The sequence below is a fragment of the Allobosea sp. P4_H5 genome (genome assembly GCF_056400825.1).
In genome coordinates this window covers 443,465-469,759 of sequence record NZ_JBFUKM010000001.1, presented here as the reverse complement: position 1 = coordinate 469,759, position 26,295 = coordinate 443,465, and the positions used below count along the sequence as shown (strand labels likewise).

Below are 26,295 nucleotides of genomic sequence, written 5' to 3'. Positions count from 1 at the left end.
TGGGCGCATGTCGACCGACCCGCACGATGCCGACCATGATCCCGCCCAGCGCCACGAGTCCGCGCCCTATCTCCGGCCCTTGAGCACATGGGCGAGCCTCCTGCCTCTCCATCTCGACGCGATGCCCTGGCCTCGGCCCAGACCTCGCTCTGGGCCGATCTCGAAATCTTCCACGCCATCGCCGCCACAGGCGGCCTCGCTCTGGCAGCGTCTGCGCTCGGACTGAGCGAGACGACGGTCGCGCGACGCCTGAAATCCTTCGAGGCGCGGCTTGGCCTGCCGCTGTTCAAGCGCGGCGCCAACCGGCTGATCCCGACCGAGATCGGCCTCTCGCTCGCCGAGGATGCGACAGCGGCGGCCGAGGCCGTCGCGCGCTTCGAGACGCGGGCGAACGCCGCCCGCGCCCGCGGCGACGCACCCGTCCGCATCACGGCGACGACGTCGATCAGCCTGTTCCTGACCCAGCACGCCGCCCGCCTCTCGGCTGCTGCGGGCGGCATCGAGATCGTCATCATCAGCACCCGCGATCGGCTCGACCTGGCGCGCGGCGAGGCCGAGATCGCCATCCGCATGCGCAAGCCGCCGGGTGACGCCGGCTATTTCGGCCAGAAGGTCGGCAAGCTGGCGCAGGCCTTCTATGTCCGCCGCGATGTCGATCCGACGACCGCGCCGGTGATCTCGGTCAGCCGCGACGTCTCCTCGCGGATCGAGCAGCACATCCTCGCCTGGGCGGCCGGACGGCCGATCGCCGCCCGCGTCGGCGATTCCGCCGCGCGCTATGAGAGCATCCGCTCGTCCGGCGCGGTCTCGATGGCGCCCTGTTTCCTGGCGGATGCCGATGCGGGGCTGATCCGGCTGGAGGAGCCGCCCGAGGCGACCGCCGACGAGATATTCCTGGTCTCGCATGAGAGCAGCCGACAGCGGCCGGCGGTACTGGCGGTTCTCGATGGGCTGCGCCAGCTGTTCCGCGAGCATCGTGGCAAGCTGGAGGGACGCGGCTGAGCGCCTGCTAGGAGGTCTGGATGCCGAGATAGAGGCAGTAGAACGGCATCGTCCAATTGTGCATGTAGTCGTATTCGCCGTCGGTCTTCAGGCGAAAATTCGCCCATTCATTGCGCCAGCGACCGACCGGCAGGAAATCCGAGCCGGGCAGCGGCGGCCCTTGCGACGTCACCCCGCTGCGGAACAGCCGCTTCTTGCCTTTGGAGGTCGCCGGCCGTGTCTGCGGTACGGGATCGATGGCATAGCTGGCGGCGATGTCGAACTGCTTCTCGGCATGCGAGACGAACAGGTTGTGATCGCTGATCCCGCTCGAGAAGGTCATCGTCTCCAGGGTGTCGAACGAGAAGGCGCCGTTGGTGAGATCGCTCATCTCGGTCAGCACCTGCCGCAGGAAGGCGGCATCCCTCGCGAAGGGCCCGAGCTCGCCGCCGGCTGCGCCGGAACGGACGATCTGCATGTAGCCGAGATTGCGCTTCTGGGCCGCAAGCGTCTGGGCGCCCCAGCGATTGACGACGTGGTTCAGCAGCACATAGTCGATCAAGGGCTTCGACAGCGGGTTGGTCCAGTTCAGCGCCGCGAGTCTGGCCCGCGTCTTCGGCCCCTGCCCGCCGAAGCCGTGGCTGATGCAGATCAGCAGGCGATCCGGTTTGACCTGCGCCGGCAGCAGCAGGATCACCGCGCGCTCGATGCCGTCTTTGTTGCGGGCGGCGAAGATCGCGAGCCGCCCGGTCGTCGCCGGCATGATCTGGAAATCCAATGGCGGGCCACCCGCCCCCTGCTTGTAGGTCGCGGTCTGGATGACCGCGATCGGCGGGATGACCTGCGTGATCAGGTTGTTCGCGGAGGGAAAGGTGCCCAGGATTTCGTCGGTGACCAGCCGGACTACCGACGGCTTCTTGGGAACCGGCATGGGTGGTGGTACCGGCAGGATGTTGTTGAGATTCTTGAGCAGATTGGCGATCAGATCGAGGGTCAGCGGGCCGACGACGCCATCCCTCTCGAGCTGATTGTTGCCCTGGAATTCCAGTACCCGGCCGTGTGTCCGCGTGCCGAAGATGCCGTCGACGAGGAGCTTGACGAGCCGCGTCGGCAGCAGGTTGAGCTGGTTCTGCAGCAAGCGGACCGGCTCACCCCGGGCACCCAGTTTCAGCATGCGACGCCCCTTTGACGGTGACGACCACTGACTGTCCTAGCGTAAGTCGTTTATTCGCGCCAAGCGATCGCGAACTGAGCGAGAGACGCTTCGCTAACCAAGTTTTTACAGCCGCTGCCGCATGCTCTGTCTATCGGCGATCCACGCCATTTGCTTTCCGGAGTTCTGCGATGCAGCTCGTCATCGCCTTCCTGCGCAACAAGCGCGGCACCATGGTCGCCGATGTCGCCAAGGCCGGCGCAGCGATCGCCTTCCTTTCCGTCATCGCTGCCAATTTCGTCTCGAACCACACCGCACAGCTCGATCGCGACGCGATGCGCGAGGTCGCCCAGGCCGCGGCGAAGGGCCAGGCAATCGACCCGCTGGTCACCGGTTCGATCGTCAAGCGCGCCAACGAGACGAAACTCGACCCCTGCGTGGTCCCGCGCTGAGCCCTAAGCGAGCCAGTCGCGCAAAACCGCCGTGACAATCTCCGGCGCTTCCAGCGTCGACAGATGGCCACAGCCCGGTATTTCCAGATAACGCGCCTTCGTCCCGACGCAGCCGGCGATCTCGCGTGCCTCGTCGGGCGGCGTGATCGCGTCCTCTGCGCCGACCACGACCAGCGTCGGGACGGATATCGTCTTCAGGACCGGCCTGGCATCACTCCGGCCCATGATGGCGCGCTGCTGGCGGATGAAGCCTAGCGGTCCCACCGCCTCGGCCATCGCCCGCACCTCCAGCCGCAACGCCTCGTCGGCCAGCCGGTCGGGCGCGACCAGCTTCTGCCAGAGCAAGGCCACGACATTGTCGAAGGCGCCCTTCTCCGCCAGCGCGATCATTTGTTCGCGCGGCGCGTTGGTCTCGGGCGTCGGCGGCTTGGCGGTGGTGTCGAGCAAGGCAAGTCGCGTCACCCGTTCCGGTGCACGACGGATCGCCTCCAGGGCGACATAGCCGCCCATAGACAACCCGCACAGCGCAAAGCGCTCAGGTGCCGTAGCCAGCAAACGCTCGACCGTGGCGGAGATCGTGTCGTCGGTGGCGTTGTCAGCGACCAGAATCTGCCGGCCCGAAGCCAAGGCGAGCCATTGCGGGGCATAGAGTGCAGGCGTGCAATTCAGGCCGGGGACCAGGACAAGTGCTTCGGGTATCTTGCTCTGCATCGTGCTCACTCTTCACCAATCCTGCTCTGGCTTGACCCGACCAGGTTGAAGCAAGCCGGTCGTGAATCCGTACCCATTTTTTGTTCAGAGACCGTTCGGACGACCGCCTTGCGATGCAAGCAGATCGGAAGAGGCTCTAGAATGTTGACTTTGCCCCGTTTTTTCTGCATTGCACGGGCGTCCGAAGGCGCGCAACCCAGCAAAGTCGCGCCACCGTTGCGGTCGATCGGTCATCCCGCCACGTGTCCCCGACCCTTGAGAAGCGCAACTATCGATGTCTTTTGCCGAACTCGGCCTGAGCGATAAGGTTCTAACCGCGGTCTCGACCGCCGGCTACACGACGCCTACCCCCATCCAGGCCCAGGCTATCCCCCACGTGCTCGCCCGCAAGGACGTGCTCGGCATCGCCCAGACCGGCACCGGCAAGACCGCGGCCTTCACCCTGCCGATGCTGACCATCCTGGAGACCGGCCGCGCCCGGGCCCGGATGCCGCGCACGCTGATCCTGGAGCCGACGCGCGAGCTCGCCGCGCAGGTCGAGGAAAACTTCGTCCGCTACGGCGTCAACCAGAAGCTTTCGGTGGCGCTGCTGATCGGCGGCGTCTCCTTCGGCGACCAGGATGCCAAGATCACCCGTGGCGTCGACGTGCTGATCGCTACGCCCGGCCGCCTGCTCGACCATGTCGAGCGCGGCAAGCTGCTGCTGACCGGCGTCGAGCTGCTCGTCATCGACGAAGCCGACCGCATGCTCGACATGGGCTTCATCCCGGACATCGAGCGGGTTTGCAAGCTTGTTCCCTTCACGCGGCAGACCTTGTTCTTCACCGCGACGATGCCGCCTGAGATTACCCGGATCAGCGAGCAGTTCCTGCACAATCCGGTTCGCATCGAAGTCGCCAGGCCGGCGACCGCCGCCGCGACCATCACACAGCGCCTGGTCGCCTCGCACAATCAGGACTACGAGAAGCGCGATACGCTGCGCAAGCTGATCAAGGACGCCAAGGATCTGCAGAACGCGATCGTGTTCTGCAACCGCAAGCGCGATGTAGCGACGCTGCACAAGTCCCTGCTGAAGCACGGATTCCCGGCCGTCGCGCTGCATGGCGACATGGACCAGTACGCCCGCATGGCGGCGCTCGATTCCTTCCGCACGGGCGAGAACCCGATCCTGGTCGCGAGCGATGTCGCGGCGCGCGGCCTCGATATCCCCGCTGTTAGCCACGTCTTCAATTTCGATGTGCCGACCCATGCCGAGGACTATGTCCACCGCATCGGCCGCACCGGCCGCGCCGGCCGCGAGGGCGCCTCCTTCACCATCGTCACCCGCCATGACGACAAGCTCCTCGCCGCGATCGAGAAATTGACCGGCCAGAGCATCGAATGGGCCGGGCCGGGCCTCGAGAGCTTGCCGGCAGCCGAGCCGCGTGAAGAGCGCCGTGGCCGCCGTGGCGACGACCGAAAGGCCGGCCGCCCGCAACGCGGTGGACGCGATGGCAAGCCGCCGCGGGGCGAGCCAAGGAGCGAGCACGCTCGGTCCGAAAGCCGCCCCGAACGGGCCGAGGTGGAGGCTGCGCGCAGCAACGAGGCACCGCGCGCGCCGCGTCGCGAAGAAGCCTCCGGCAACGGCGCGCCGCACGGCAATCGTGGCCGGTCTCCCCGCCGCGACGACCTCGATGACGGCCCCAAGGTCAAGGGCCTCGGCGACCACGTCCCTGCCTTCCTGCTGCGCCCCGTCCGCGTCGGCTAAAACACGTTTCCTGGCAACCTTGCTTTAACTTCGTCTGTCCTAGGGTCAGGCGCGTAGCGGGCGCGGAAGAATTTCGCGCTCGGCAGGGGACAGGATGTCATGACCAACAGCAGCTCAGGCTCGCCGCAGGCTCACGACCTCGCCGAGCAGGTCGTCGCAGCGATGCGACAGCATTATTCCCCTGGGTATCCGCGCGCTTTCGAAGTTTGGTACGCCCATCTCAGCGGCGAGATGCCGGCGCTCAGCATGGCGATGCAGGCCGTGATCGCCGCCAGCAATGGCGAAGTCGGCGTCGCCGACATCGACACGCTCTACGAGAAATTCGTCAGCACCGACCGCCTGTCGCGACAGGCGGAGCGCACCAGCCTGCAGGTGCTCGCCGAGATCGAGAGCATGATGGTGCTGGTCGACCGGGCGCTCAGCTCCAGCGAGCAGTATCATGGCCGGCTCTGCGCCATGTCGGAGGAAGTACCCCCGTCCGCCGACCGGCAGAAGCTGCGCGAATGGGTCGAGGCGCTGGTCCTGTCGACCCGTGAGGAGGTCGCCCGCAAGACCCAGCTCGAAGGCCAGCTGCGCGAAAGCGCGCATGAGATCCGCAATCTGCGCGAGGCGCTGGAATCGACGCGGGCCGAGGCGCTGACCGACCCGCTCACCGGCCTCGCCAATCGCCGCCATTTCGAGGAGATGCTGCAGAAGGCGATCGATCAGGCGACGCTGCGGCGCGAGCCCTTCGCCCTTGTCATGGCCGATATCGACTTCTTCAAGCACTTCAACGACATGCACGGACATCTGACGGGGGATCAGGTGCTGCGCCTGGTCGCCCGGACGATGAAGGACAAGTTCAAGGACAAGGCGACCATCACCCGCTTCGGCGGCGAAGAGTTCGCCATCATCCTGCCGGAAGCCGATGTCGTCGCCGGCAAGTTCGGCGCCGAGACGGTGCGCCAGGCGCTGCTGACCCGCGAATTGGTGAAGCGCTCGACCAATGAGAGCCTCGGGCGGATCACCATCTCGCTCGGCGTCTCGGTCTATCGGCGCGGCGACACGGCGAGCTCGATCGTCGAGCGGGCCGACAATGCGCTGCTGCAGGCCAAGCGCGACGGCCGCAACCGCACCGTCACCGAGGACGCGATCCAGGACGCCGCGAAGGTCGCCTGAGCGGCCTGATACCTTTCTTGAGCGCTGCCTCGCGCGCCGCGGCAAGCGCGAGCTCAGTGAAGTGGCGCAGCACATCTTCGTCGTCGAAAGCCGCCGCCGGCAAACGCCAATAGCCAAGTTCGCGCTCGCGGCTGCGCGCCATGTAGCGGAAGGGCTCGCTGCCGACCGCCATGAGTTCCGGCCGCATCGCTTCCGTCGTCTTCAGGAAAATCTCGCTATCGAAGGCGAGCGCGAACATCGCCTCGCCGGCATAGATGCCGAGTCCGCCGAACATGCGGCGCGTACGAACCGCAACCACCGGCGCGAACAGTTCCGCGACGGCGGCGGCATCCATCGCTGGCTACTGGGCCGCCAGCACCGTCTCCGAACGCGGCTTGATCTCGACCGATTCGCCGCAGCCGCAGGCCGAGACCTGGTTCGGGTTGTTGAAGACGAAGGTCGAGGAAAAGCGGTCAGTCTTGAAGTCGAGCTCGGTGCCGAGCAGGAACAGCACCGCCTTGGCGTCGACGATCACGGTCGCGTCCTTCTCGGTCACGACCTCGTCGCCCTTCCCGGCCGCGCGCGCGACCTCGAAGGTGTATTCCATGCCGGCGCAACCGCCCTTCTTGACGCCGACGCGCAAGCCGAGCGCCGGCGAATCCGGATTGTCGCGCGCCGACTGCGCCATGATCTCGCGAATGCGCCGAGCGGCGGCATCGGTCAGCGAAACCACCTTCAGGCCGGGTATCGAAAACATTCCTCGTCCCTCCTCGACCGGATTCAAGGTCCGGTGAAAACAGGATTGCTGACAGCAACATAAGGATTGGTGAGCGCAACGTCGAGATGCACCGGCCGGGACGGCGCCATTTGCTTGCGTCCATTGCATGGAGCGCACGCCCGTGCACTCTGGCCACATCATCCCAGCATCCGACAGACAGCCATGACATCCTATCGCCTGCACCGGCCCGAGGCGCTCCGTGCCCTCACTCGCGCTATGATCACCGCCGCCGGCTGGAGCGAGGACGAGGCGAAGGAGACGGCCGAGCATCTGGTGCTGGCCAATCTCAGCGGCCATGACAGCCATGGCGTCGGCATGCTGCCGCTCTATTTCAACTCGCTCGCCGACGGCAATCTGAAGCCGCAGTCCAAGCTCGCTGTCCGCAGCGAGCTCGGCTCCTTCCTGATCGTCGACGGCAATGTCGCGCTCGGCCAGCCGACGGCCCGCAATGCTGTCGACCGCGCCATCACCATCGCGCAGACAGGTGGCGTCGCCGTGCTCAACCTGCTCGATTCCCACCATATCGGCCGCATCGGGCATTACTCCGAGGTCGCGGCGACTGCCGGGCTGATCTCGGTGTTCTGGGTCAATGTCGCCGGCCGACCGCCGATCGTCGCGCCCTTCGCCGCCAAGCAGGCACGCTTCGGCACCAATCCGATCTCGATCGGCCTGCCGGTGCCCGGCGGCGAGCCGCTGATCCTCGATTTCGCCACCAGCCGCATGGCGCATGGCAAGGCCCGCGTCGCCTTCAACAAGGGCGTCGATGTACCGGAAGGCTACATCATAGACGGCGAAGGCCGGCCGACCGTCGAGCCCCGCCACGTCTTCGCGCAGCCAGATGTGCCGCTCGGCGCACTGCTGCCCTTCGGCGATCACAAGGGCGCCGGCCTCTCGCTGATCGCCGAACTGCTCTCGGCCGGGCTGATGGGCGCGGCCCGTATCGATGAGAAGCCGCATAAGACCTGGATCATCAATTCGCTGTTCGGCGTGCTGATCGACCCTGCCCGGCTCGAGCCGGATGCGGCCTTACGTCAGCAGCGGATCGAGAGCTATCTCAAATTCGTCCGAGCTGCCGCGCCACAGGATCCGTCCCAGCCCGTGCTGGCGCCGGGCGACAAGGAGCGCGCGACGCGGATCGAGCGCGAGCGCGACGGCATTCCGCTCGACGACGAGACCTGGTCGCAGATCGTCGCCGCCGCCAAGGCTCATGGTGTCGATGCCGAGAATTTCTAACGGCGATTAGGTGTCGAGCTCCTCACGATCGCGCCTATGCTGCTCGGCGCCCCTCTGGTGCGCCAGCCAGGGCTCGCGGCGGATGGTCCAGAGCTCATAGGCCGGAACCAGTGCGCTGGGCGGGCTGTCCAATGTGCCGAGCTTGATCTCGATTTCGTCCGAGCCCTCCGCCCAGCAGAACAGCAGCGAGCCGCAAGCCGGGCAGAAGCGCTCGCCACCGGCGCGGCTCTGCCAGCAAGCGAGCTCACCGGACAGGGTCGCGCTCGCCCTCGGCCAGATGCCGAAATAGGAGAAGGTCGAGCCGGAGCCTTTCCGGCAGGTCTCGCAATGGCAGATCCCGACACGGACCGGCTCGCCGTCGAGCTCGTAGCGGACCTGTCCGCAATTGCAGCCGCCCGAGAGTTTCATCGTCGCCTCACATTGTCGAGCGGCAGATCAACGGGCTATGGCCGGACCGGTTCCAGAGTCTCGATCTGACGATGTCTCTGCCCGTATGACCAGTGTTGGGCCGCTTCACTCCGACAGGCCGGCCTTGCGGAAGCCGGCGACGAAGCGCTCGCGCAAGGCATCGTCGCGGAAAGGCTCCATCATCGCCCAGTGGCGGATGCTGAAATCCGGATTGCCGACCAGGAAGAGCTCGGCCTCGGCGCGCGCCTCATCAAGCTGTCCCAATTGAGCGAGGCTCGCCGCCAGGAAACGGCGCGAGCTCGTCCGATGGGTCTCGTCCCGGCGCAACGCCTCGACGGCAGCCTGATATTCGCCGGCGGCATAGAGCGCCTGGCCGAGAGGCAGATAGTACCAGCTCGCCGGAAACGGGTTCAGCCGGAAGGCCTTGCGGATGTGTTCGAGACCGTCCTCGATCTGCCCGGCCAGGACGGTGATATCGGAGAGCGCCGCCCAGGCATCGGCTTCGTTCGGATCGAGTGCTAGCGCCCTAGCGAATTCCGTGTCCGCCTCGGCGAAGCTGCGTTCATAGGCGAGCAGATAGGCTAAGGCCCAGCGGCAGCCGGCATCAGCGGGATCGATCGCCACGGCCTTGCGCGCCAGATCCAGGGCGATCCCGCGCGACGCCTCCGTCGGGCCGCCGGAGTGCACCCAGCCCATCCAATGGTTCAAGGCCAGCCAGCGATAGGCTTCGGCATAGTCCGGGTCGAGCGCGATCGCGCGCGTCAGCAGCAGATGCGCTTCCTGCGCCGCCTGGGGCGCATCGTCCATCAGCCGGCGCGCACGCACGCAGAGGTCATAGGCTTCGAGGCTTTTCGGCCGCTGACGGGGCGGCGGGGTGCGCAGCCGGCCGAGCAAGGCCTCGATGATCCGGGCCGTGACCTCGTCCTGAACGGCGAAGATATCGTCCAGCTTGCGGTCGAAGCGTTCCGCCCAGAGATGGTCGCGGTTCGAGGCATCGATGAGCTTGGCATTGATACGTACTCGCCCGGCGGCGTGCCTGACGCTTCCCTCCAGCAGATAGCGCACGCCGAGCTCCTCGGCGATCGCGCGCGCATCTCTCGCCTGGCCTTTGTAGGCAAAGGCCGAGTTGCGCGCGATGACGAAGAGCTCCGCGGTTCTGGACAGATCCGTGATCAGGTCTTCGGTCAGTCCGTCCGCAAAGCTTTCTTGCTCAGGGTCGTTGCTGACATTGACGAAAGGCAGCACGGCGATCGACGGCTTGCCGGGCAGAGGCAAGGGCTTCCGCGTCGCATCGCCAAGCTGTTCGACGGTCCCCACGAAGCGATAGCCGATGCGCGGGATGGTCGCGATCCATTCGCCGCCATCGGCGGGGGCGCCGAGCAGCTTGCGCAATTGCGCGATCTGGACGGTGAGATTGCCCTCCTCGACCGCCAGTCCCGGCCAGGCTGCATCCAGCAGTTCGGCCTTGCTCAGGATATCGCGCGGCCGCCCGACGAGTGCCGCAAGGAGCTTCAGGCCGCGATAGCTGGCGGTGACAGGGATATCGTTCTCAAGGAGCGTTCCCGCGCTTGAATCGAGCACGAAAGGGCCGAAGGCGAAGCGCGATCCCTGCATGGGCTGAATCCATAGCCCGTTTGGAAGTTTTTGGAACTCTTCGGGCGGGCTAAAGGACCGCGCCGCCTGCATCGCGCAGAACGAGACCTCCCTTCACTCCGGGCGCAGAGCGCTCACGAACCATGGGAGGTTGCCATGAACGATGCTCCCACTCTCGCGTCGCATGCGGGCCATACCGGAACGGCCGATCAACGAGGCATCCTCGCGACCTGGCGCGAGCGGATTCGCGTCCGCTGGAAGCTGGCGCAGATGGCGCAGGAGAATCCGCATCTGCTCAAAGATATCGGCCTGACGAAACAGCGAGTCGAGATGGAGATCGCCAAGCCCTTCTGGCGGAGGTAGCGCGCTTGAACGATGTGGATCGAAGCGGCGGCTCCCGTCACCAACGGGTGTCGTTTGGGCTATCAATCGATCCGACGCAGCGCCCCCACGACAGCAGGACGATATGACACTCGCCGAATACAACGCCTTCTGCGCTGCCCTGCCCGTAACCACGCATGTCGTGCAATGGGGCGGCGCCGATGTCTGGAAGGTCGGCGGCAAGGTGTTCGCGCTCGGTCGCGACGATGCCGAGGGAGCCCTCTTCGTCTCGTTCAAATGCTCGCCGCTGGCCTATGAGATGCTGCGCGACGCGCCCGGCTGCCGCCCGGCGCCTTATCTTGCCTCGCGCGGGATGAAGTGGATCCAGCGCTTCTCCGACGAGGGCCTGCCGGACGACGCCTTCCGCGACTATCTGCGCGAGAGCCACCGGCTGGTCGCGGCAGGGCTGACGCGGAAGCTGCGTGCTGAACTCGGGCTATCCGCCTGATCCTCCCATTCCAAACGCGCGAGTCACTCCGGGCGACCGCAGGGAGACCCGGGACCCATGCCTGAGCCTAACCGACGAAGGTTCAGGCATGGGTCCCGGCTCTGCGCTTCGCTCCGGCCGGGACGACCCGCGCTCTATAGAGCGGAGCTCCTCACAGCGTCGCTTCGCCGCGCAGCACCGGCACGCAACCGCCGCCGACGGTGGCGCGGATATCGCCGCCGACACGCCGCGCCGCGACCTGCAGCAGGCTCGGCCGGCCCATTTCGACGCCCTGCGCGATCTCGAACGCCACGCTGTCCTTGTCGGAGAGCGACAGGGTCAGCGCCGCCAGCGTCGCGCTGGCACTGCCGGTTGCAGGATCTTCCCAGGTGCCGGCGAGCGGCGCGAACATGCGGGCGCGAACCCTGTCGCCGTCCCAGGCGTAGAAGAAGATCGACAGCCGCCCTTCAAGGGCCGGATTGGCCTGTTCGAGCCGGCGATAGGCGGCGATGTCCGGCGTCGCCCGTGTCAACGCTTCCGGCGTGACCTCGGCCAGCACGAACTTGACACCGACCGAGGCCTGCTGCGGCGGATGGCGGCCGGTGAGGACGTCCTGCGGGCTGAGCCCGGCGCAGGCGGCGATCGCGTCAGGCGTCAGCTGGATGTCGAGCGAAAGTGCCTGCGGCGCGGCGATGGTCGCGCCCGTCACCAGCCCGGCGGTATCGCGCGCGATCCGGACCTCGACGAGGCCCGCGATCTCCTCGAACAGCAGGATGCCGTCGCGGTCGCGGCCATGGCCGGCGAGCACGCAGGCGGTGCCGACATTGGGATGGCCGGCGAAGGGCATCTCGGCAGTGCGGTGGAAGATGCGGACGCGCGCCGTGTTGGCCGGATCGCTCGGCGGCAGCACGAAGGTCGTCTCGCTGTAGTTCATCTCCGCCGCCAGCGCCTGCATCTCGGCATCCGAGAGGCCGCGCGCATCGGTGAAGACGGCGAGTTGGTTGCCGCCAAAACGGCGGTCGGTAAAGACGTCGACGGTTTCGAACGGATAGGACGGCATGGCGGTCTCCGGCAGCCTGATCAGGCGCGAAGACTGCCACCCGGTGCAGCGCCGGGGAAGTCAGGATTCGGAATGCGACCGATCAAGCGCCGATGGGCTCTGATCCAGCCGCACCGGATTCGCCCGAAAAGTGGATTCCACTTTTCGGTCCGGTGCTCAGGCCCACCAGCGCTCGCTGACCGGGAAGCGGCCAGCCGCCTCCTCGATGACCTGGCCGAGCGAGAACAGCGTCTCCTCGTCGAAGGGCCTGCCGATCAGCTGCAGGCCGAGCGGCAGGCCCTGGCTGTCGACGCCGGCCGGCACGGCAATGCCCGGCAGGCCGGCCATGTTCACCGTCACAGTGAAGACGTCGTTGAGATACATCTCGACCGGATCGGCCGAGCCCTTCTCGCCGATGCCGAAGGCGGAGGACGGCGTCGCCGGCGTCAGCACCGCGTCGATGCCCTGGTCGTAGACCTGCTCGAAATCGCGCTTGATCAGCGTGCGCACCTTCTGGGCGCGCAGGTAATAGGCGTCGTAATAGCCCGAGGACAGCACATAGGTGCCGATCATGATGCGGCGCCGGACCTCGGCGCCGAAGCCGGCGGCGCGGGTCTTCTCATACATCTCGACGATGTCGCGGCCCTGCTCGCGCAGGCCGTAGCGGACGCCGTCATAGCGGGCGAGGTTGGACGAGGCTTCCGCCGGCGCGACGATGTAATAGGCCGGCAGCGCGTATTTGGAGTGCGGCAGCGAAATCTCGACGATCTCGGCCCCTGCAGCCCTCAGCCAGTCGATGCCCTGCTGCCAGAGCGCGTCGATCTCGGGGTTGAGACCTTCCAGGCGATACTCCCGGGGAATGCCGATCTTCATGCCCTTGATCGAACGGCCGACAGCCGCCTCGTAGTTCGGCACGGGGCGGTCGACCGAGGTTGTATCCTTCGGGTCGTGCCCGGCCATGGAGCGCAGCATCACGGCGGTGTCGCGCACGGTCTTGCCGATCGGCCCAGCCTGATCGAGCGAGGAGGCGAAGGCGACGATGCCCCAGCGTGAGCAGCGGCCATAGGTCGGCTTGATGCCGACCGTGCCGGTGAAGGCGGCCGGCTGGCGGATCGAGCCGCCGGTATCGGTCGCGGTGGCGGCGAGGCAGAGATGCGCGGCAACGGCCGCGGCCGAGCCACCGGACGAACCGCCGGGCACAAGATGGTTGCCCTCGATCGCGCCGGCAGCCCCTGCCCCGACATTCGACCCCTGGCGGCGCCAGGGATTGACCACCGGGCCGAAGGCCGAGCTCTCGTTCGACGAGCCCATGGCAAACTCGTCATTGTTGAGCTTGCCGAGCATGACGGCACCGTCGCGCCAGAGCTGCGACGAGACCGTCGACTCATAGGCCGGCACGAAATTGCCGAGGATGCGCGAGCAGGCGGTGGTGCGCACGCCCTTGGTTGCGAACAGGTCCTTGATGCCGAGGGGCAGGCCTTCGAGCGGACCGGCCTCGCCCTTCGCGAGCTTCTCGTCGGAGGCGGCGGCCTGCTTCAGCGCATGCTCGGGCGTCTCCAGCACATAAGCGTTGAGCGCGCGCGCCTGCTCGACGGCGGCGATATGCGCCTTCGTTAGTTCGGTGGCAGAGAACTGCTTGGCCTTCAGCCCGTCGCGGGCGTCGGTCAGGGTCAGGCGGGTGAGATCGGTCACGGGAAATATCCGTAAAACGTAATAGGAACGGGCGATGAGGGTAAGCGGAGCGCGTCAGGCGCTCACTCGATCACCTTCGGCACCATGAAATAGTCGTCCTCGGAGGCCGGCGCATTGGCGACGATCTCGTCGGCGATCTCGCCGTCGGTCACGACGTCCTGGCGCTTCTTCATCACCATCGGTGTCACCGAGGTCATCGGCTCGACACCTGTGACGTCGAGCTCGTTGAGCTGATCGACGAAGCCGAGGATAGCGTTGAGCTCGCCTTGCAGCTTCGGCACATCCGCATCATCGACGGCGATGCGCGAGAGATGCGCGACGCGTTTGACGGTGGCGGCGTCGACCGACATGGGCTGGCTCCTGCAGGGATCGGCGCAACGGCGCCGGTAATGGTTCGCCAGCGCTATAGCGCGGGGACCGCCAGTAAGTCAGCACTTACTTGCGGTCCGCCGGGAGTGCACGCCCCAGAATGATGGTGGCGTCAGACCGTGACCGCCTTGCCCTTCTCCGGCACCAGCGCCTCGACGCTGCTGCCCTTCAGCCCCTCGACGAAAACGGCCGCATCCTGGGCGATGATCGGGAAGGAGCCGTAATGGCAGGGGATCGCGAGCTTCGGCTTGACGAAGCGGGTCATCGCCAGCGCCGCCGTCCTGGCGCCCATGGTGAAGCGATCGCCGATCGGACAGATGCAGGCCTCGACGCCATGAATCTCGGCGAGCAACGCCATGTCGGAGAAGATATCGGTGTCGCCCATGTGCCAGAGCGTCTTCTCGCCCGGCGCCTTGATGATCGCGCCATTGGCGTTGCCGACCGGGACAGCGACGCCCGCCTCACCCATTCCGGCGGAATGATCGGCGCGGACGAGCGTCACCGAGAAGGCGCCGAGATCGACGCTGCCGCCGGTGTTCATCGGCTGGAACGTCTTCAGCCCCTTCGAGGCGAGGTGCATGCACAGGTCGTAGTTGGTGATCACCGTGGCATCGTTCGCTGCGGCGATGGCGAGCGTATCGCCGACATGATCGCCATGGCCGTGGGTGATTACGATATGGCTGACGCCCTTGCTCGCCGCCGCGACATCGCCCTCGAAGGCCGGATTGCCGGTAAAGAACGGATCGATCAGGACCGAAGCGCCGGGCAGGTCGAGCCGAAACGCCGAATGGCCGAACCAGGTAAGCTGCATGATGGTCTCCGCGAAAAGGCGACTGGACAGCGCCTGTCTAGGCCGGCGAGATGGCGTAGCCAAGCCGGCCTGAACCCGGAGCTTCACCTATGACCGACGCAGCCACCCTCGCCCGCCGGATCGCGCAAGGGCGCGGCGACGAATCGGCCGACCTCGTGATCCGCGGCGCACGGCTGTTCGACCTCGTCTCGGGCGATCTCGTCGAGACCGACATCGCACTCTGCGGTGACACGATCGTCGGCACCTATGGCCGCTATGAGGGCAAGGCGAGCTTCGATGCTGCCGGCCTGATCGCCGTCCCCGGCTTCATCGACACGCATCTGCATGTCGAATCCTCGCTGGTGACGCCGCTCGAATTCGAGCGCTGCGTGCTGCCGTACGGCGTCACCACCGCGATCTGCGATCCGCACGAGATTTCCAACGTGCTCGGCGCCGAGGGCATCCGCTATTTCCTCGCCTGCGCCGAGGCGATGCGGATGGATTTGCGCGTCCAGCTCTCGAGCTGCGTGCCGGCGACGCATCTGGAGACAGCGGGCGCGGCGCTCGAGGCTGCCGACCTCACCCCGTTCATGGACCATCCCAAGGTGATTGGCCTTGCCGAGTTCATGAACTTCCCTGGCGTGCTGCATCGCGATCCCGGCTGCCTCGCCAAGCTGGAAGCCTTTTCGCACCGGCATATCGACGGCCATGCGCCGCTGGTGCGCGGGCTCGATCTCAACGGCTATCTCTCCGCCGGTATCCGTACCGACCATGAGACCACGACGGCCGACGAGGCCCGCGAAAAGCTCGCCAAGGGCATGGCCATCCTGATCCGCGAGGGCTCGGTCTCGAAGGACCTGCATGCGCTGATCCCGCTGATCACGCGCGACGCCTCGCCCTTCCTCGCCTTCTGCACCGACGACCGCAACCCGCTCGACATCGCCGAGGAAGGCCATCTCGACTACATGATCCGCACCGCGATCGCGCACGGCGCCGACATCCTCGCGACCTATCGCATCGCGAGCCTGTCGGCGGCGCGGAATTTCGGGCTGTTCGACCGCGGCTTCATCGGCCCCGGCAAGCGCGCCGACATCGTGCTGGTCAACGATCTCGCCACTTGCCGTATCAAACAGGTGTTCGCCGGCGGCCGACTGGTCGAGGATGGGCTGTTCGCGGACAGGAAGGCGGTTCCGCCCGTCGGCCTCGGCAGCGTTCGCAGCCGCAGGCTCGCGCCGGAGGATTTCGCGGCGGAGGCGCGCGATGGCGGTACTCCGGTGATCGGCGTCGTGCCGGGCAGGATCATCACCGAGCGCCTTTTGATGCGCCTGCCAGAACGAGATGGCTTCGCTCTGTCCGATCTCGATCAGGACGCGGTCAAGGTCACGGTGATCGAGCGCCATGGTCGCAATGGCGGCATCGCCAGCGGCTTCGTCCATGGCTTTGGCATGAAGCACGGCGCCATCGCCTCATCGGTCGGGCATGACAGCCACAATCTCTGCGTCGTCGGTGTCGACGAGGCCTCGATGGCGGCGGCGGCCAACCGGCTGATCGAGACCGGTGGCGGCTTCGCGGTGGCCGAGGGCGGCAAGGTCGTGGCCGAGCTTGCGCTGCCCGTCGCCGGGCTGATGAGCGACCAGCCTTTCGAGACGGTGCGGCACGAGCTGGAAGGCTTGCGCGCGGCGGCGAAGTCGCTCGGCGTCGTGCTGGCCGAGCCGTTCCTGCAGGTCGCCTTCCTGACCCTGCCGGTGATCCCGCATCTCAAGATCACCGACAAAGGCCTTGTCGATGTTGATCGATTCGACTTTGTCTAGCCCCGATTGAAGAGCTCGCTGCAGCGCGAGAACGACAGGAACATCCCGCCGGTGTCGCGGCTGATGCGAATCGACTCGATCATGCCCTGCGCGTCGGCGGCGATCTGGGCCTCGCAGACATAGTTGACGCGCTGAGGCGGCTGATAGGTCACCGTCGTCGTGGTGCTGCGGCGCCCGTCGAGCGTCTGCGTCGGGACACGCCGGGTCTGGTAGCTGCCGGGCCGGATGATGCTCGCCTCGCCCCCACGCCAGGTGTAGATTTGACCGCCGCTATCGCGCGGAAAGCTCGAAACCGGCGGACCGTTGGCGACGAAGAAGGAATCGGCGCTCTCGCCAATCCAGTCACTGCGCATGGTCTGGGCCGCCTGCTCTGTCGTCTGACAGCCGGCCAGCAACGCCGCGGCGCATGCGGCGATGAGCATCGTCTTCATAGTCCCCCCAAACGAAATCCGCGCGGCCATATCGTCGGCCGCACCGCCGTCGTGATTAGCTCCGGGGTTCTTCAATTTTCGCGAGAAAGTCCGCTAAAAGTCGCGGTATTATTCCCTCGCGTCACACTGCCGACTGCGGCTTTGAGGCTCAGAGAGCGACCTCGATCCCCTCTGCCCGCGCCTTGGCTCGCAAGCCGTAGCGCCGCATGCCCGGCAGGCGCGTGCCCGGCTGCTCCTCGATCGCATGGGTCAGCAGCTTCATGCGCTCGGCGAACCAGTTGCCGCCCATGCTCGCCGGGTCGATGGCGAGGATGAGCTGGCCGGTATCGGGCGGACCGCCCTGGTCGTCGAGGAAGGACGAAGCCTGGAAGGCGAAATGGGTGCCGACCAGCGCCGCGGCGAGGATCTCGACCATCATGGCGAGCGTCGCGCCCTTGGCATCGCCGAGCGGCACCATGGTGCCGGCGATCGCGGCCGCCGGATCGGTGGTCGGCTTGCCGGCGGCGTCGAGGGCCCAGCCTTCGGGGATCGGCTCGCCCTTCTGCTTCGCTGCGACGATCGGACCGCGTGCCACCTTGGACAAGGCCATGTCGATCACCAGCGGCTCGCGGCCGGCCAGCGGCGCAGCAAAGGCGATCGGATTGGTGCCAAAGACCGGCTTGGCGCCGCCCCAAGGCGCCATCGCGCCGGGTGTGTTGGCGAAAAGCAGCGCGACGAGCCCTTGCTCCGCCAGCCGCTCGACATGCAGTCCGGCGGCGCCGCAATGGTTCGAGCGGCGGATCGGCGCGGCGGCGATGCCTTGCTTGCGCGCGATTTCGGGCAGTTCGATCACGGCGAGGTCGATCGCCGGATAGGCGAAGCCGTGGGCGGCGTCGATCGCCAGCACGCCGGGCTTGGGCTGGCGCGCGATCGGCACGGCCTGGCCGTCGATCTTGCCGGAGCGCAGCATGGAGATGTAGGTCGGCACGCGCGACAGGCCGTGGCCCTTGAGCCCATCCGCCTCGGCCATGACCAGTGCCAGCGCGACGGACGCCGCATTGGCGGGCGAGGCGCCAGCCTCGATGAAGAGATCCGCGACCTTCTGCTCGGCCGCTTCCAGCGAGAGCTTCGTCATGCCCTGCCCTCCAGCGCCGCCATCACCCGCTCTGCCACGAGACCGGAGACGCGCCCGTTCGATTCCACCGTATTGCCGGCGATGTGCGGCGTCAGGATCAAATTGGGCGTGCCGGCGAAGAGTTTTGCGCCATCGGCCTTGAGCGGCTCCTGCTCGAAGACGTCGAGCGCCGCACCGCCGAGGCGCCCGCCCTTCAGCGCCGCGACCAGTGCCGCCTCGTCCATGATGCCGCCGCGCGCCGCGTTGATCAGGATCGCGTCGGGCTTCATCCTGGCGAAGGCGGCTTCGCCGATCAGCCCGCGCGTTTCGGGCGTCAGCGGCAGATGGATCGAGATCACGTCGGACGTCGAGAGCAAAGCGTCGAGTTCGAGCTTCTCGATGCCCTGCCAGGCATCGCCAGCGGGAGCATAAGGGTCATAGGCGGCGACGGTCATGCCCAGCGCCCTGGCATGACGCGCCACATCGCGGGCGATCGCGCCGAAGCCGACGAGGCCCATGCGCTTGCCGGCGATCTCGCGGCCGATCAGCCTGGTCTTGGGGAATTCGCCGGCGATCATCGCCGCATTGGCGAAATAGGCGCCGCGCAGCAGCGTCATCGCCGCGCCGATCACGTACTCGACTACGGACAGGCTGTTGGCGCCGGTCGCCGGGAAGACCTGGATGCCACGCGCCGCGCACGCCTCCATGTCGATATTGTCGAGCCCGACGCCGAGCCGGCCGACGACCTTCAGCTTCTTCGCTGCCGCCAGTACCTCGCCACGGACTTGCGTCTGGTTGCGCACGATCAGCGCGGGGATGTCGGCCACCAGCCGCGCCAGCTCGTCCGGCTTGCCGAAGAGCTCGGGGTCATGGTGCACGCTGTAGCGCGCCTTCAGCGCCGCCACTGCCGCCTCGTCCATGAATTCGGTGATGACGATGTCGGTCATGGCTGTTTCCGCTGTGAGGTTCAGTCAGCCGAGCAGGATGATCCCGCTCGTGGCGACGATGAGGATGACGAGGCTGGTGCCGGTGACCACGGCGAGATGGCGCCAGCCGAGCCGGGCCATCGCCGCGATCGAGGTGCCAAGGCCAAGCGCCGCGATCGCGATCAGCAGGCCCCAGCGTGAGATCTCGAGCAGGATGTCGCGGATCGGCAGGTAGATGCCCGCGAGCCCTGCCTGCGTGCTCAGTACGCTGTTGATCAGGCACATGATCAGGAAGACGAAGGCGAAGACCGGGACCGGAACCTTGGCATCGCCATGGGTCTCGCCATGGCGGGTCAGCCACCAGCCGACGATCAGCACCGCCGGCAGCAGCAGGAAGACCCGGAACAGCTTGACGATCACTGCCGCGTTCGCTGCCTCGTCCGAAACGGCCTGGCCGGCGCCAACGACCTGCGCGACGTCATGGATGGTCGCGCCGAGCATCACACCGGTCTGCTGCTGCGAGAGGCCGAGCCAGGTGCAGAGCAATGGATAGGCCAGCATCGCGATCGTCGAGAGCACGTTCATCGCGATCACGGTGAAGGCGGTGTCGGCGGCCTTGTTGCGGTAGTCGGGCACGACCGTCGAGGTGGCGAGCGCGGCCGAGGCGCCGCAGACGGCCGTGGCGACGCCTCCCAAGGCCCCAACGCCGGACTCACGGCCAAGCAGGCGCGCCAGCACGAAACCGCTGACGACGGTCGCGGTCATCGCGACGATGACGAGCAAGGCGGTGCTCAGGCCAAGCGCGGCGATGTCGCCGAGCGCGACGCGCAGGCCAAGCAGTGCGATTGCCCAGCGCAGCAGCTTCTTGACGCAGAAGGTCATGCCGGGCTCGAAGCGCCTGGTGTTGGCGATCGGGTGCAGCATCATGCCGATCACCAGAGCGATGACGACGGCCGGAATGCCGACGCGCCCGCCAGCGAGCTGCTTCACAATGGGCTCGGCCAGGACGGAGGCGATCGCCACCACCGCCGAAAGGGCGATGCCCGGTGCGAGCCGGCCGAGTCCGTTCGTCAGGCGCAAAGTGGCCGTTTCGGTCATGATTGCAATTCGATCCGATACATCAGCCGCTCCTCCGGCCCGTAGAATGGAGCAACGAAGTTCTCGACGAAACGCCCGCCAGTCTTCTCGATGATCCGCCGCGAGGCCGCATTGCCGGCATCGCAGGTGATCTTCAGGAATGGCAGGCCGATAGTACGTGCCTCGATGAGCACTGCCGCCAGGGCCGCGCTGGCATAGCCGCGCCCGGCATGCTCCGGCAGGATTGTATAGCCGACATGGCCGAGCACATGCGGCGGCAGCTCGGTGACCGGCCTGCCGGCCTCGTCCTCCTGCCAGCGCAGATTGATGCTGCCGACGAAGGGATGCTCCGGCCGGTCGGTCGCAATGATCCAGCGGATCATGTCCGGCAAGCGCGCGACCTCGCTGCCGTCATGCAGGCGGATCGTACCACCGCGGTTGTTCAGCCCGGCGACGAAGGCGTCCGGATCGGCCGCGATCGCCGCCAGCTGTTCGGGCGCGACATTGCGCATCGTGTTCGGGGACCAGCCCGCTTCCAGGGCACGGACATAGGCGGGCAAGACATCCCGCCCCGGCGCATGCAGTGAAACGAGCTTGGAAACGATCCTATCCGACACTTTTGCCTCGTCGCGCCCGGAAGTGCAGTTCCTCAGGCGCTGCGGTATAGCTTGGTCATCGAGAACTCGCGATGGCCGAGCGCCTCGGCAGCCGTGAGGCGGCCATTCGCGGTGCGCACGATGTTCTCGATCAGCGCGTCGCCGGCCTGCGGGATGGTCAGGTCACGGCGCAGGATACCGGAGACGTCGACGTCGATGTGCTCGGGCATGGTCCGCATGGTCTTCGGGTTGCCGGTGATCTTGATGACCGGGACGATCGGGTTGCCGATGACGTTGCCCTGCCCGGTCGGGAAGGTGTGCACGACATAGCCGCCCGCCGCCATCAATGTCACGCACTCCGCCGCCGCCGAGGAGGTGTCCATGTAGTAGAGGCCGGGACCCTTCTGCGGTGCCTCGGCCGGCTCAAGGATGTCGATGAACTTGCACTCGCGCCCGATCTTTTCGAGATTGCCGAGCGCCTTCTCCTCGATCGTGGTCAGGCCGCCGGCGATGTTGCCCTTGGTCGGCTGCGAATCGGAGAGATCGTCGGTCTTGTGGGCCTCGATCACGTCGTCCTGATAGGCCTTCCACATCTTGTACCAGCGCTCGCCGACCTCAGGCGTGGCCGCACGCGCCTTGCAGAGATGCTCGGCGCCGGTGATCTCCGAAGTCTCGCCGAAGACGCCGTAGACGCCGCGCGGGATCCACTTGTCATACATGTTGCCGACGGTCGGGCAGGAAGACAGACCTGTCGTGGTGTCCGATTCACCGCATTTGGTCGAAACCCAGAGCTCCTCGATGCCGCATTTCACGCGCTGGAGCTCGGTCGCCCACTGCACGAACTCCTTGGCGACATAGGAAGCCTTCGCAATGGTGGCGATGTCGCCATGACCCTCGATGCCGAAGCCGACCACCGGCTTGCCGGTCTTGGCGATGCCGTCGACGACGCGCTTGGTCCAGCCGTCCTCGATGCCGATGACGATGACGGCAGCGACGTTCGGGTTCGAGCCGGTGCCGATCAGGGTGCGGAAATGGATCTCCAGATCCTCGCCGAACTGCAGGCGGCCATAGGCATGCGGGATCGCCAGCGTGCCCTTGATGTTGTTGGCGACGGCTTCGCAGGCGGCATTGGAGAGATCGTCGAGCGGCAGCAGCAGCACATGGTTGCGCACGCCGACGCGATCGTTCTCGCGACGCCAGCCCATGAAGGAATCGAGGCTGCGGCCGGTCGGGCGCTTGACGAAGGGCGTCTTGAACTCGGGCGCCTCGATCTTGCGGCCCTTCACCCGGGCGAGCTTGCCTTTGACGAGGTCGAAATTGGCGACGATGGAGGACATTGGCGTTTCCTGGACGGTTGAGGGCTCGACCCGAAGGGAGCCCTAGAATCGGGATGGACGAAGGCCAGCGCTCACCAGCGCTTGGTCTTGGCGTTGTGGACGTGGAGATGCTCGCCCTGCTTCACGTCGGCGACGGCCTTGCCGATGTCCTGGCCGTATTTCCAGATCGTATCGCCCTTCTTGATGTCCTTGAGCGCGACCTTGTGGCCGATCGGGATGTCCATCTTGGCAGCGAGGCGGAAGTCGGAATTGTCGTGGGTGACGACGCAGAGCATGTCGGTCCCGGCCTTCAGGCCCTCGACGACGACGACGCCGACCGTGTCCTTCTTCTCGTGCACCAGCAGATGCGGCTTGCTCATGGCTGATATCCCTGACCGTTTCCCGTGATCCTCGACGTCGTCGCCCGCTTCAGCGAAATCGGGCTCGACGCGGCTGTGTCCAAGTCTTATATAAGACATATGAGTGTGCACAAGCTCGAAATCGCAGGGCAGCCTCGCGAGCCCGATATGCCGGAGACGCTCGGCTTCCGGCCGCTTTACCGCCAGGTAAAGGCGATCTTCGTGCGCCGGCTGATGGATGGTGTCTGGGCCCCCGGTGCGATTCTGCCGAGCGAAGGCCAGCTCGCCGCCGAGATCGGCGTCAGCCAGGGCACGGTGCGCAAGGCGCTCGACGAGCTTGCCGCCGAGAACCTCGTCGTGCGGCGCCAGGGGCGCGGCACCTTCGTCGCCGAGCATGACGAGCGCCGCATCCTGTTCCAGTTCTTCAAGCTGGCGCCGGACCAGGGTGCGCCGCGTTTTCCCGACAGCGTCGTGCTCTTGGTGACGACTACTCTCGCCGATGAAGCCGAGCGCGCAGCTCTGGACCTCGCCGAGGACGCCGCCGTCATCCGCATCCGTCGGCAGCGCTCCTTCGACGGCGCGCCGCTGATCGTCGAGACAGTCAGCCTGCCGCAGCAGCTCTTCCCGGGGCTGGAGGACGGGCCGATCCCGAACAATCTCTACAGCCTGTATGCGGGGCACTACGGCATCACCATCGCCAATGCGCGAGAGCGGCTGAAGGCGGTGGCGCTCTCGGCGGAGGACGCTGCCGCGCTCGGAGCTTCGGCTGGCGAACCGGCCCTGCAGATCGACCGTATCGCCCTGTCGCTCGACGGCACGCCCGTCGAGCATAGGCTCAGCCTGTGTCTGACCCAGGAGGTTCACTACCTGTCGGACCTGCGCTGAGCCGTCCCTGCCCATTTCGTGCGAGAACCGATCATCTGTATCGGCACAAGATCAGCTTGTTGCTGAAGTTTCCTAAAGTTCCGCTTGAAACTGAGCGAACCAAACTCGAGGGCCGAGAGCCACGAGATTTCGACCAAGCCGACGCAGAGCGGCCGCCCTACTGGAGGAAACGAATGATCGCCCATTTCCGCAGATTCCTCATGACGCGCCGCGGCGCCCTGGCAGGGTTGGCCCTCCTGGGACTAGGCACAGCCGCCTCGGCCCAAAGCTTCCCGACCAAACCCATCACCCTGATCGTGCCCTTTGCCGCCGGCGGCCCCAGCGACGTGATCGCCCGCCTGCTCGGCGAGCATATGGGCCGCACGCTCGGCCAGCAGGTCATCGTCGAGAACATCGCCGGCGCAGGCGGCACGGCCGGCGCGAAGCGCCTCGTCGCGGCCGAGCCGGACGGGCACACCATGCTCATCCACCACCTCGCGCTCGCCGCAGCGCCGGCGCTCTACAGCAATCTCGGCTACGACACCCAGACCGCCTTCGCACCGGTCGGGCTCGTGAACACCGGGCCGATGGTCATCGCCGGCAAGCTCGCGCTGCCTCCGGTCGATGGCAAGGCCTTCTTCCCCTACGCCAAGCAGCAGGCCGAGAAACTCACCGTGGCCCATGCCGGCGTCGGCTCGAATGCGCATCTGTGCGCCGTGCTGATCTCGCAGGCGCTGGGCGTCAAGCTCGCCCAGGTCGCCTATCGCGGCACCGGGCCGGCGATGAACGACCTCGTCGGCGGCCAGGTCGACGTGCTCTGCGACCAGTCGACGACGGCGGTGCCGCAAATCCAGTCCGACAAGATCCGAGCCTATGCGGTGACCTCGCTGGAGAGGCTCGGCGTGCTGCCCAACGTCCCGACCTCGCGCGAGGTCGGCACCGAGATCGACATGACGATCTGGCACGGGCTCTATGCCCCGAGGGGCACGCCGACCGCTGCGCTCGACAAGCTCAACGGCGCGCTGCAGGCCGCATTGAAGGACCCTGTCGTGCTCGAGCGCTTCAAGGCCGTCGGCACCAGCGCCTTCCCGGCGAGCGAATGGATGCGCGAGGCCCATGCCAAGCGCTTCGCCACCGAGGTCGCCAAATGGGGAACGGCGCTGAAGGCCGCCGGGCTGACGCCGCAGAACGCCAATTGAATTTGAGCTTTTCCGCATTCTTCGAATTGCGGAGAAGCTCAAAGTTTCTGTCTTATCGCATTTTCTTCACGCGAACCGGTATCCACTTCGCTCGAAAATGCTCAAGCGGGCCGCTCGCCTATGCGGGCGGCCCATGCTACCGGCGGCAGATGAGCAATCTCGTTGCCCTGGACCACTTCCTCGCTCTGCCCGAGCACGCACGCCTGCTCGGGCTGGACCTCGGCACCAAGACGATCGGGCTCGCCTTGTCCGATGTCGAGCGCCGGATCGCGACGCCGCTGGAGACGATCCAGCGCATCAAGTTCCGGCAGGATGCCGTGGCTTTGCTGAAAGTCGCGGAAAAGCATGCGATCGCCGGCCTCGTGATCGGCCTGCCGCTCAACATGGATGGAACGGAAGGTCCGCGGGTCCAGTCGACCCGCGCCTTCGTGCGCAATCTCGCGCCGCTGACGGCGCTGCCGATCGTGTTCTGGGACGAGCGGATGTCGACGCTCGCGGTCACCCGCACGCTGCTCGATGCCGATGCCTCACGGGCCAGGCGCGCGGCCGTCGTCGACAAGATGGCCGCCGCCTATATCCTGCAGGGCGCGCTCGACCGGCTCGGCCATCTCAGATCGGATGGGAGCGAACCGGAGGAAGACTGGGCTACGGAATGACGTAGCCGCGCTTGATCGCCTTCTTCTGCGCGTCGCGATGGTTCTTGATCGCCCGCTTCTGGTCGTCGATGCTCATGCCAGCGAGCGGATTGCTGGGATTGGGGCCGCGCCGATAGCCACCACCGTCCTGGCCATAGCGCCGGTCGTCGCGACCATAGCCGCGATCGTCGCGACCATAGCCCCTGTCGCGGCGGCCTTGATCGTAACTATTGTCATAGCCCCGGTCATAGCCGCGACGACGGCCGTAGCCGTCGTCGGAATAGTACTGGGCCATTGCCGCGCTGGAGCAGAGCACCGCCAGGGCGACCGCGCCGCAGCCGGACAGCAGTGTCTTGAGCGAGGGTTTCATCGTCTTTCTCCAAGGGCGGCAAAGCGACAGCCCCGGGATCGGAGCCGCGAGCTCCCGTAGGCCATGAAAAGGGCCGCCCCGTCATGCGACGGAAGCGACCCTTCGAGCCTAGGCGCCAGGCGTTCAGAATTGATTAAGGCTGTTTATCCTGGTCGGCGTTCAGCGATAGCTGCCGCCGGCCGGGTCGCGGATGTTGTCAGGGTAGTAATAACGCGGCGCGTAGTAGCGGCGCGGCGCCACATAGACCGGCTCGTCATAGTAGCCGTCATCATAGCCGTAGACCGGCTCGGCATAGGCCGGGCGGCTGGCAGCGATCGCCGCCGCACCGAGGAGGCCGAGGCCGACGCCGGCCGCGATCGCCGCCCCGCGATTGCCGCCGCGCCAGCCGCGACGATAATACTGCGAGTAGTCCACCTGTGCCGCATCGAGGCGGCTCTTGTCGAAGCCGACCGGGCGGGTCTCGCCCGCCATGACGGGCGTCAGGCCCGCTGCCAGAACGCTGCCGGTGACGGCGAGCGTCACGAGGAAACGGCTCTTTCCGAAAGCTGACATGGCATTCTCCTTCTCGGCGGGTCCCCGCCTTGACGCCCGTTTTAGCCCGCTCCGGTTGAACCGGGCCTGAACCAATCGCGGCGGAATTGCGACTGGAGATCAACACGCCAATCCGGAAAGTGTTCCTTTCAAGAAAATAATTACACGCAGTGATTGCATTTCTGGAAATCGAGTA

The 26,295-nt window shown here is 66.4% G+C and carries 30 protein-coding genes; 11 read left to right on the top strand and 19 right to left on the bottom strand.

The genetic code is table 11. The annotated features are described in order from the left end of the window. Positions 1–87: 87 nt before the first annotated feature. Positions 88–1,002 (top strand): LysR family transcriptional regulator, encoded by a 915-nt coding sequence (locus tag AC1DS0_RS02270; RefSeq protein WP_476812763.1) that lies wholly within the window; start codon positions 88–90, stop codon positions 1,000–1,002. A gap of 7 nt (positions 1,003–1,009) precedes the next feature. Here the strand turns inward: AC1DS0_RS02270 and AC1DS0_RS02265 are convergent, their stop codons facing one another. Next, positions 1,010–2,155: a peptidoglycan-binding domain-containing protein gene (locus tag AC1DS0_RS02265; RefSeq protein ID WP_476812762.1), complete on the bottom strand. Its 1,146-nt coding sequence runs from the start codon at positions 2,153–2,155 to the stop codon at positions 1,010–1,012. A 170-nt stretch (positions 2,156–2,325) separates the two neighbouring features. On the opposite strand from AC1DS0_RS02265, the gene AC1DS0_RS02260 reads away from it, so the two are divergent. Further along, entirely contained in the window at positions 2,326–2,586 is a 261-nt protein-coding gene (locus tag AC1DS0_RS02260) for a hypothetical protein (RefSeq protein ID WP_476812761.1), read from the top strand. 3 nt (positions 2,587–2,589) lie between these two features. Here the strand turns inward: AC1DS0_RS02260 and AC1DS0_RS02255 are convergent, their stop codons facing one another. Next, entirely contained in the window at positions 2,590–3,297 is a 708-nt protein-coding gene (locus tag AC1DS0_RS02255; RefSeq protein WP_476812760.1) for an alpha/beta fold hydrolase, read from the bottom strand. A gap of 274 nt (positions 3,298–3,571) precedes the next feature. Between AC1DS0_RS02255 and AC1DS0_RS02250 the strand changes: the two genes are divergently transcribed. Both AC1DS0_RS02250 and AC1DS0_RS02245 read left to right on the top strand, forming a co-directional pair. Continuing rightward, complete coding sequence (locus AC1DS0_RS02250) at positions 3,572–5,044, top strand: DEAD/DEAH box helicase (protein ID WP_476812759.1); 1,473 nt, start codon at positions 3,572–3,574, stop codon at positions 5,042–5,044. Positions 5,045–5,143: 99 nt separating this feature from the next. Continuing rightward, the gene (locus AC1DS0_RS02245) at positions 5,144–6,202 is read left to right on the top strand and encodes a GGDEF domain-containing protein (RefSeq protein WP_476812758.1); all 1,059 of its coding nucleotides are present in this window, start codon (positions 5,144–5,146) and stop codon (positions 6,200–6,202) included. Here AC1DS0_RS02245 and AC1DS0_RS02240 read toward each other — a convergent pair. Both AC1DS0_RS02240 and AC1DS0_RS02235 read right to left on the bottom strand, forming a co-directional pair. Further along, on the bottom strand, positions 6,162–6,536 hold the full coding sequence (locus tag AC1DS0_RS02240; protein WP_476812757.1) for a TfoX/Sxy family protein: 375 nt from the start codon (positions 6,534–6,536) through the stop codon (positions 6,162–6,164). The genes AC1DS0_RS02245 and AC1DS0_RS02240 overlap by 41 nt on opposite strands. A 6-nt stretch (positions 6,537–6,542) precedes the next feature. Next, positions 6,543–6,938 carry a HesB/IscA family protein gene (locus tag AC1DS0_RS02235; protein WP_476812756.1) on the bottom strand — a complete coding sequence of 132 codons (396 nt, stop codon included), beginning with the start codon at positions 6,936–6,938 and terminating at the stop codon, positions 6,543–6,545. 183 nt (positions 6,939–7,121) lie between these two features. On the opposite strand from AC1DS0_RS02235, the gene AC1DS0_RS02230 reads away from it, so the two are divergent. Further along, positions 7,122–8,192, top strand: coding sequence for a malate/lactate/ureidoglycolate dehydrogenase (locus tag AC1DS0_RS02230; RefSeq protein ID WP_476812755.1), 1,071 nt, complete (start codon positions 7,122–7,124; stop codon positions 8,190–8,192). Between the two features lie 6 nt (positions 8,193–8,198). Here AC1DS0_RS02230 and AC1DS0_RS02225 read toward each other — a convergent pair whose 3' ends face one another. Both AC1DS0_RS02225 and AC1DS0_RS02220 read right to left on the bottom strand, forming a co-directional pair. Next, positions 8,199–8,600 carry a GFA family protein gene (locus AC1DS0_RS02225; RefSeq protein ID WP_476812754.1) on the bottom strand — a complete coding sequence of 134 codons (402 nt, stop codon included), beginning with the start codon at positions 8,598–8,600 and terminating at the stop codon, positions 8,199–8,201. Between the two features lie 105 nt (positions 8,601–8,705). Continuing rightward, positions 8,706–10,214, bottom strand: a complete 1,509-nt coding sequence (locus AC1DS0_RS02220) for a winged helix-turn-helix domain-containing tetratricopeptide repeat protein (protein WP_476812753.1) — start codon at positions 10,212–10,214, stop codon at positions 8,706–8,708. A gap of 135 nt (positions 10,215–10,349) precedes the next feature. Here AC1DS0_RS02220 and AC1DS0_RS02215 point away from each other — a divergent pair, with 135 nt between their 5' ends. Both AC1DS0_RS02215 and AC1DS0_RS02210 read left to right on the top strand, forming a co-directional pair. Beyond that, the gene (locus AC1DS0_RS02215) at positions 10,350–10,556 is read left to right on the top strand and encodes a DUF1127 domain-containing protein (RefSeq protein ID WP_476812752.1); all 207 of its coding nucleotides are present in this window, start codon (positions 10,350–10,352) and stop codon (positions 10,554–10,556) included. 103 nt (positions 10,557–10,659) lie between these two features. Then, the gene (locus tag AC1DS0_RS02210; protein ID WP_476812751.1) at positions 10,660–11,022 is read left to right on the top strand and encodes an MmcQ/YjbR family DNA-binding protein; all 363 of its coding nucleotides are present in this window, start codon (positions 10,660–10,662) and stop codon (positions 11,020–11,022) included. Between the two features lie 151 nt (positions 11,023–11,173). Here the strand turns inward: AC1DS0_RS02210 and AC1DS0_RS02205 are convergent, their stop codons facing one another. The 4 genes from AC1DS0_RS02205 to AC1DS0_RS02190 all read right to left on the bottom strand — a co-directional run bounded on the left by AC1DS0_RS02205 (position 11,174) and on the right by AC1DS0_RS02190 (position 14,912). Then, on the bottom strand, positions 11,174–12,061 hold the full coding sequence (locus AC1DS0_RS02205) for a PhzF family phenazine biosynthesis protein (RefSeq protein WP_476812750.1): 888 nt from the start codon (positions 12,059–12,061) through the stop codon (positions 11,174–11,176). Positions 12,062–12,217: 156 nt separating this feature from the next. After that, entirely contained in the window at positions 12,218–13,732 is a 1,515-nt protein-coding gene (gene gatA, locus AC1DS0_RS02200) for an Asp-tRNA(Asn)/Glu-tRNA(Gln) amidotransferase subunit GatA (protein WP_476812749.1), read from the bottom strand. A 62-nt stretch (positions 13,733–13,794) separates the two neighbouring features. Further along, entirely contained in the window at positions 13,795–14,082 is a 288-nt protein-coding gene (gene gatC, locus AC1DS0_RS02195) for an Asp-tRNA(Asn)/Glu-tRNA(Gln) amidotransferase subunit GatC (protein ID WP_152014666.1), read from the bottom strand. 131 nt (positions 14,083–14,213) lie between these two features. Next, entirely contained in the window at positions 14,214–14,912 is a 699-nt protein-coding gene (locus tag AC1DS0_RS02190) for a metal-dependent hydrolase (RefSeq protein ID WP_476812748.1), read from the bottom strand. An 89-nt stretch (positions 14,913–15,001) separates the two neighbouring features. Between AC1DS0_RS02190 and ade the strand changes: the two genes are divergently transcribed. Beyond that, positions 15,002–16,702 carry an adenine deaminase gene (ade, locus tag AC1DS0_RS02185; protein WP_476812747.1) on the top strand — a complete coding sequence of 567 codons (1,701 nt, stop codon included), beginning with the start codon at positions 15,002–15,004 and terminating at the stop codon, positions 16,700–16,702. Here the strand turns inward: ade and AC1DS0_RS02180 are convergent. From AC1DS0_RS02180 to AC1DS0_RS02150, 7 genes are all read right to left on the bottom strand, one after another. Continuing rightward, positions 16,699–17,133 (bottom strand): hypothetical protein, encoded by a 435-nt coding sequence (locus tag AC1DS0_RS02180; RefSeq protein ID WP_476812746.1) that lies wholly within the window; start codon positions 17,131–17,133, stop codon positions 16,699–16,701. The genes ade and AC1DS0_RS02180 overlap by 4 nt on opposite strands. Positions 17,134–17,281: 148 nt before the next feature. Then, positions 17,282–18,247 carry an Ldh family oxidoreductase gene (locus AC1DS0_RS02175; RefSeq protein ID WP_476812745.1) on the bottom strand — a complete coding sequence of 322 codons (966 nt, stop codon included), beginning with the start codon at positions 18,245–18,247 and terminating at the stop codon, positions 17,282–17,284. Next, positions 18,244–19,173, bottom strand: a complete 930-nt coding sequence (locus tag AC1DS0_RS02170) for a hydroxyacid dehydrogenase (protein ID WP_476812744.1) — start codon at positions 19,171–19,173, stop codon at positions 18,244–18,246. The genes AC1DS0_RS02175 and AC1DS0_RS02170 overlap by 4 nt, the downstream gene beginning before the upstream one ends. Before the next feature lie 24 nt (positions 19,174–19,197). Further along, positions 19,198–20,250, bottom strand: a complete 1,053-nt coding sequence (locus tag AC1DS0_RS02165; protein WP_476812743.1) for a YeiH family protein — start codon at positions 20,248–20,250, stop codon at positions 19,198–19,200. Then, positions 20,247–20,846 carry a GNAT family N-acetyltransferase gene (locus AC1DS0_RS02160; RefSeq protein WP_476812742.1) on the bottom strand — a complete coding sequence of 200 codons (600 nt, stop codon included), beginning with the start codon at positions 20,844–20,846 and terminating at the stop codon, positions 20,247–20,249. Before AC1DS0_RS02160 ends, AC1DS0_RS02165 begins: the two co-directional genes overlap by 4 nt. Before the next feature lie 32 nt (positions 20,847–20,878). After that, a complete protein-coding gene (locus tag AC1DS0_RS02155; RefSeq protein ID WP_476813075.1) occupies positions 20,879–22,030 on the bottom strand; it encodes a UxaA family hydrolase in 1,152 nt (383 codons plus the stop codon). A gap of 203 nt (positions 22,031–22,233) precedes the next feature. After that, on the bottom strand, positions 22,234–22,521 hold the full coding sequence (locus tag AC1DS0_RS02150) for a UxaA family hydrolase (protein WP_427358449.1): 288 nt from the start codon (positions 22,519–22,521) through the stop codon (positions 22,234–22,236). A gap of 105 nt (positions 22,522–22,626) precedes the next feature. On the opposite strand from AC1DS0_RS02150, the gene AC1DS0_RS02145 reads away from it, so the two are divergent. From AC1DS0_RS02145 to ruvX, 3 genes are all read left to right on the top strand, one after another. Next, positions 22,627–23,385 (top strand): GntR family transcriptional regulator, encoded by a 759-nt coding sequence (locus tag AC1DS0_RS02145; RefSeq protein WP_476812741.1) that lies wholly within the window; start codon positions 22,627–22,629, stop codon positions 23,383–23,385. 173 nt (positions 23,386–23,558) lie between these two features. Further along, positions 23,559–24,563: a tripartite tricarboxylate transporter substrate-binding protein gene (locus AC1DS0_RS02140; RefSeq protein ID WP_476812740.1), complete on the top strand. Its 1,005-nt coding sequence runs from the start codon at positions 23,559–23,561 to the stop codon at positions 24,561–24,563. Positions 24,564–24,712: 149 nt separating this feature from the next. After that, positions 24,713–25,219, top strand: a complete 507-nt coding sequence (gene ruvX / locus AC1DS0_RS02135; RefSeq protein ID WP_476812739.1) for a Holliday junction resolvase RuvX — start codon at positions 24,713–24,715, stop codon at positions 25,217–25,219. On the opposite strand, the gene AC1DS0_RS02130 is transcribed toward ruvX, so the two are convergent. Then, positions 25,209–25,568, bottom strand: a complete 360-nt coding sequence (locus tag AC1DS0_RS02130) for a DUF5320 domain-containing protein (protein WP_476812738.1) — start codon at positions 25,566–25,568, stop codon at positions 25,209–25,211. The two genes, ruvX and AC1DS0_RS02130, sit on opposite strands and share 11 nt — an antisense overlap. A 159-nt stretch (positions 25,569–25,727) precedes the next feature. Next, a complete protein-coding gene (locus AC1DS0_RS02125) occupies positions 25,728–26,120 on the bottom strand; it encodes a hypothetical protein (protein ID WP_152014654.1) in 393 nt (130 codons plus the stop codon). Positions 26,121–26,295: the final 175 nt, after the last annotated feature.

What these genes read in the sequence shown, in the direction of transcription:
- AC1DS0_RS02270 (WP_476812763.1), top strand. Translation starts at nt 88, where the DNA reads ATGGGCGAGCCTCCTGCCTCTCCATCTCGACGCGATGCCCTGGCCTCG.
- AC1DS0_RS02265 (WP_476812762.1), bottom strand. Translation starts at nt 2,155, where the DNA reads ATGCTGAAACTGGGTGCCCGGGGTGAGCCGGTCCGCTTGCTGCAGAAC.
- AC1DS0_RS02260 (WP_476812761.1), top strand. Translation starts at nt 2,326, where the DNA reads ATGCAGCTCGTCATCGCCTTCCTGCGCAACAAGCGCGGCACCATGGTC.
- AC1DS0_RS02255 (WP_476812760.1), bottom strand. Translation starts at nt 3,297, where the DNA reads ATGCAGAGCAAGATACCCGAAGCACTTGTCCTGGTCCCCGGCCTGAAT.
- AC1DS0_RS02250 (WP_476812759.1), top strand. Translation starts at nt 3,572, where the DNA reads ATGTCTTTTGCCGAACTCGGCCTGAGCGATAAGGTTCTAACCGCGGTC.
- AC1DS0_RS02245 (WP_476812758.1), top strand. Translation starts at nt 5,144, where the DNA reads ATGACCAACAGCAGCTCAGGCTCGCCGCAGGCTCACGACCTCGCCGAG.
- AC1DS0_RS02240 (WP_476812757.1), bottom strand. Translation starts at nt 6,536, where the DNA reads ATGGATGCCGCCGCCGTCGCGGAACTGTTCGCGCCGGTGGTTGCGGTT.
- AC1DS0_RS02235 (WP_476812756.1), bottom strand. Translation starts at nt 6,938, where the DNA reads ATGTTTTCGATACCCGGCCTGAAGGTGGTTTCGCTGACCGATGCCGCC.
- AC1DS0_RS02230 (WP_476812755.1), top strand. Translation starts at nt 7,122, where the DNA reads ATGACATCCTATCGCCTGCACCGGCCCGAGGCGCTCCGTGCCCTCACT.
- AC1DS0_RS02225 (WP_476812754.1), bottom strand. Translation starts at nt 8,600, where the DNA reads ATGAAACTCTCGGGCGGCTGCAATTGCGGACAGGTCCGCTACGAGCTC.
- AC1DS0_RS02220 (WP_476812753.1), bottom strand. Translation starts at nt 10,214, where the DNA reads ATGCAGGGATCGCGCTTCGCCTTCGGCCCTTTCGTGCTCGATTCAAGC.
- AC1DS0_RS02215 (WP_476812752.1), top strand. Translation starts at nt 10,350, where the DNA reads ATGAACGATGCTCCCACTCTCGCGTCGCATGCGGGCCATACCGGAACG.
- AC1DS0_RS02210 (WP_476812751.1), top strand. Translation starts at nt 10,660, where the DNA reads ATGACACTCGCCGAATACAACGCCTTCTGCGCTGCCCTGCCCGTAACC.
- AC1DS0_RS02205 (WP_476812750.1), bottom strand. Translation starts at nt 12,061, where the DNA reads ATGCCGTCCTATCCGTTCGAAACCGTCGACGTCTTTACCGACCGCCGT.
- gatC (WP_152014666.1), bottom strand. Translation starts at nt 14,082, where the DNA reads ATGTCGGTCGACGCCGCCACCGTCAAACGCGTCGCGCATCTCTCGCGC.
- AC1DS0_RS02190 (WP_476812748.1), bottom strand. Translation starts at nt 14,912, where the DNA reads ATGCAGCTTACCTGGTTCGGCCATTCGGCGTTTCGGCTCGACCTGCCC.
- ade (WP_476812747.1), top strand. Translation starts at nt 15,002, where the DNA reads ATGACCGACGCAGCCACCCTCGCCCGCCGGATCGCGCAAGGGCGCGGC.
- AC1DS0_RS02180 (WP_476812746.1), bottom strand. Translation starts at nt 17,133, where the DNA reads ATGAAGACGATGCTCATCGCCGCATGCGCCGCGGCGTTGCTGGCCGGC.
- AC1DS0_RS02175 (WP_476812745.1), bottom strand. Translation starts at nt 18,247, where the DNA reads ATGACGAAGCTCTCGCTGGAAGCGGCCGAGCAGAAGGTCGCGGATCTC.
- AC1DS0_RS02170 (WP_476812744.1), bottom strand. Translation starts at nt 19,173, where the DNA reads ATGACCGACATCGTCATCACCGAATTCATGGACGAGGCGGCAGTGGCG.
- AC1DS0_RS02165 (WP_476812743.1), bottom strand. Translation starts at nt 20,250, where the DNA reads ATGACCGAAACGGCCACTTTGCGCCTGACGAACGGACTCGGCCGGCTC.
- AC1DS0_RS02155 (WP_476813075.1), bottom strand. Translation starts at nt 22,030, where the DNA reads ATGGGCTGGCGTCGCGAGAACGATCGCGTCGGCGTGCGCAACCATGTG.
- AC1DS0_RS02150 (WP_427358449.1), bottom strand. Translation starts at nt 22,521, where the DNA reads ATGAGCAAGCCGCATCTGCTGGTGCACGAGAAGAAGGACACGGTCGGC.
- AC1DS0_RS02140 (WP_476812740.1), top strand. Translation starts at nt 23,559, where the DNA reads ATGATCGCCCATTTCCGCAGATTCCTCATGACGCGCCGCGGCGCCCTG.
- ruvX (WP_476812739.1), top strand. Translation starts at nt 24,713, where the DNA reads ATGAGCAATCTCGTTGCCCTGGACCACTTCCTCGCTCTGCCCGAGCAC.
- AC1DS0_RS02130 (WP_476812738.1), bottom strand. Translation starts at nt 25,568, where the DNA reads ATGAAACCCTCGCTCAAGACACTGCTGTCCGGCTGCGGCGCGGTCGCC.
- AC1DS0_RS02125 (WP_152014654.1), bottom strand. Translation starts at nt 26,120, where the DNA reads ATGTCAGCTTTCGGAAAGAGCCGTTTCCTCGTGACGCTCGCCGTCACC.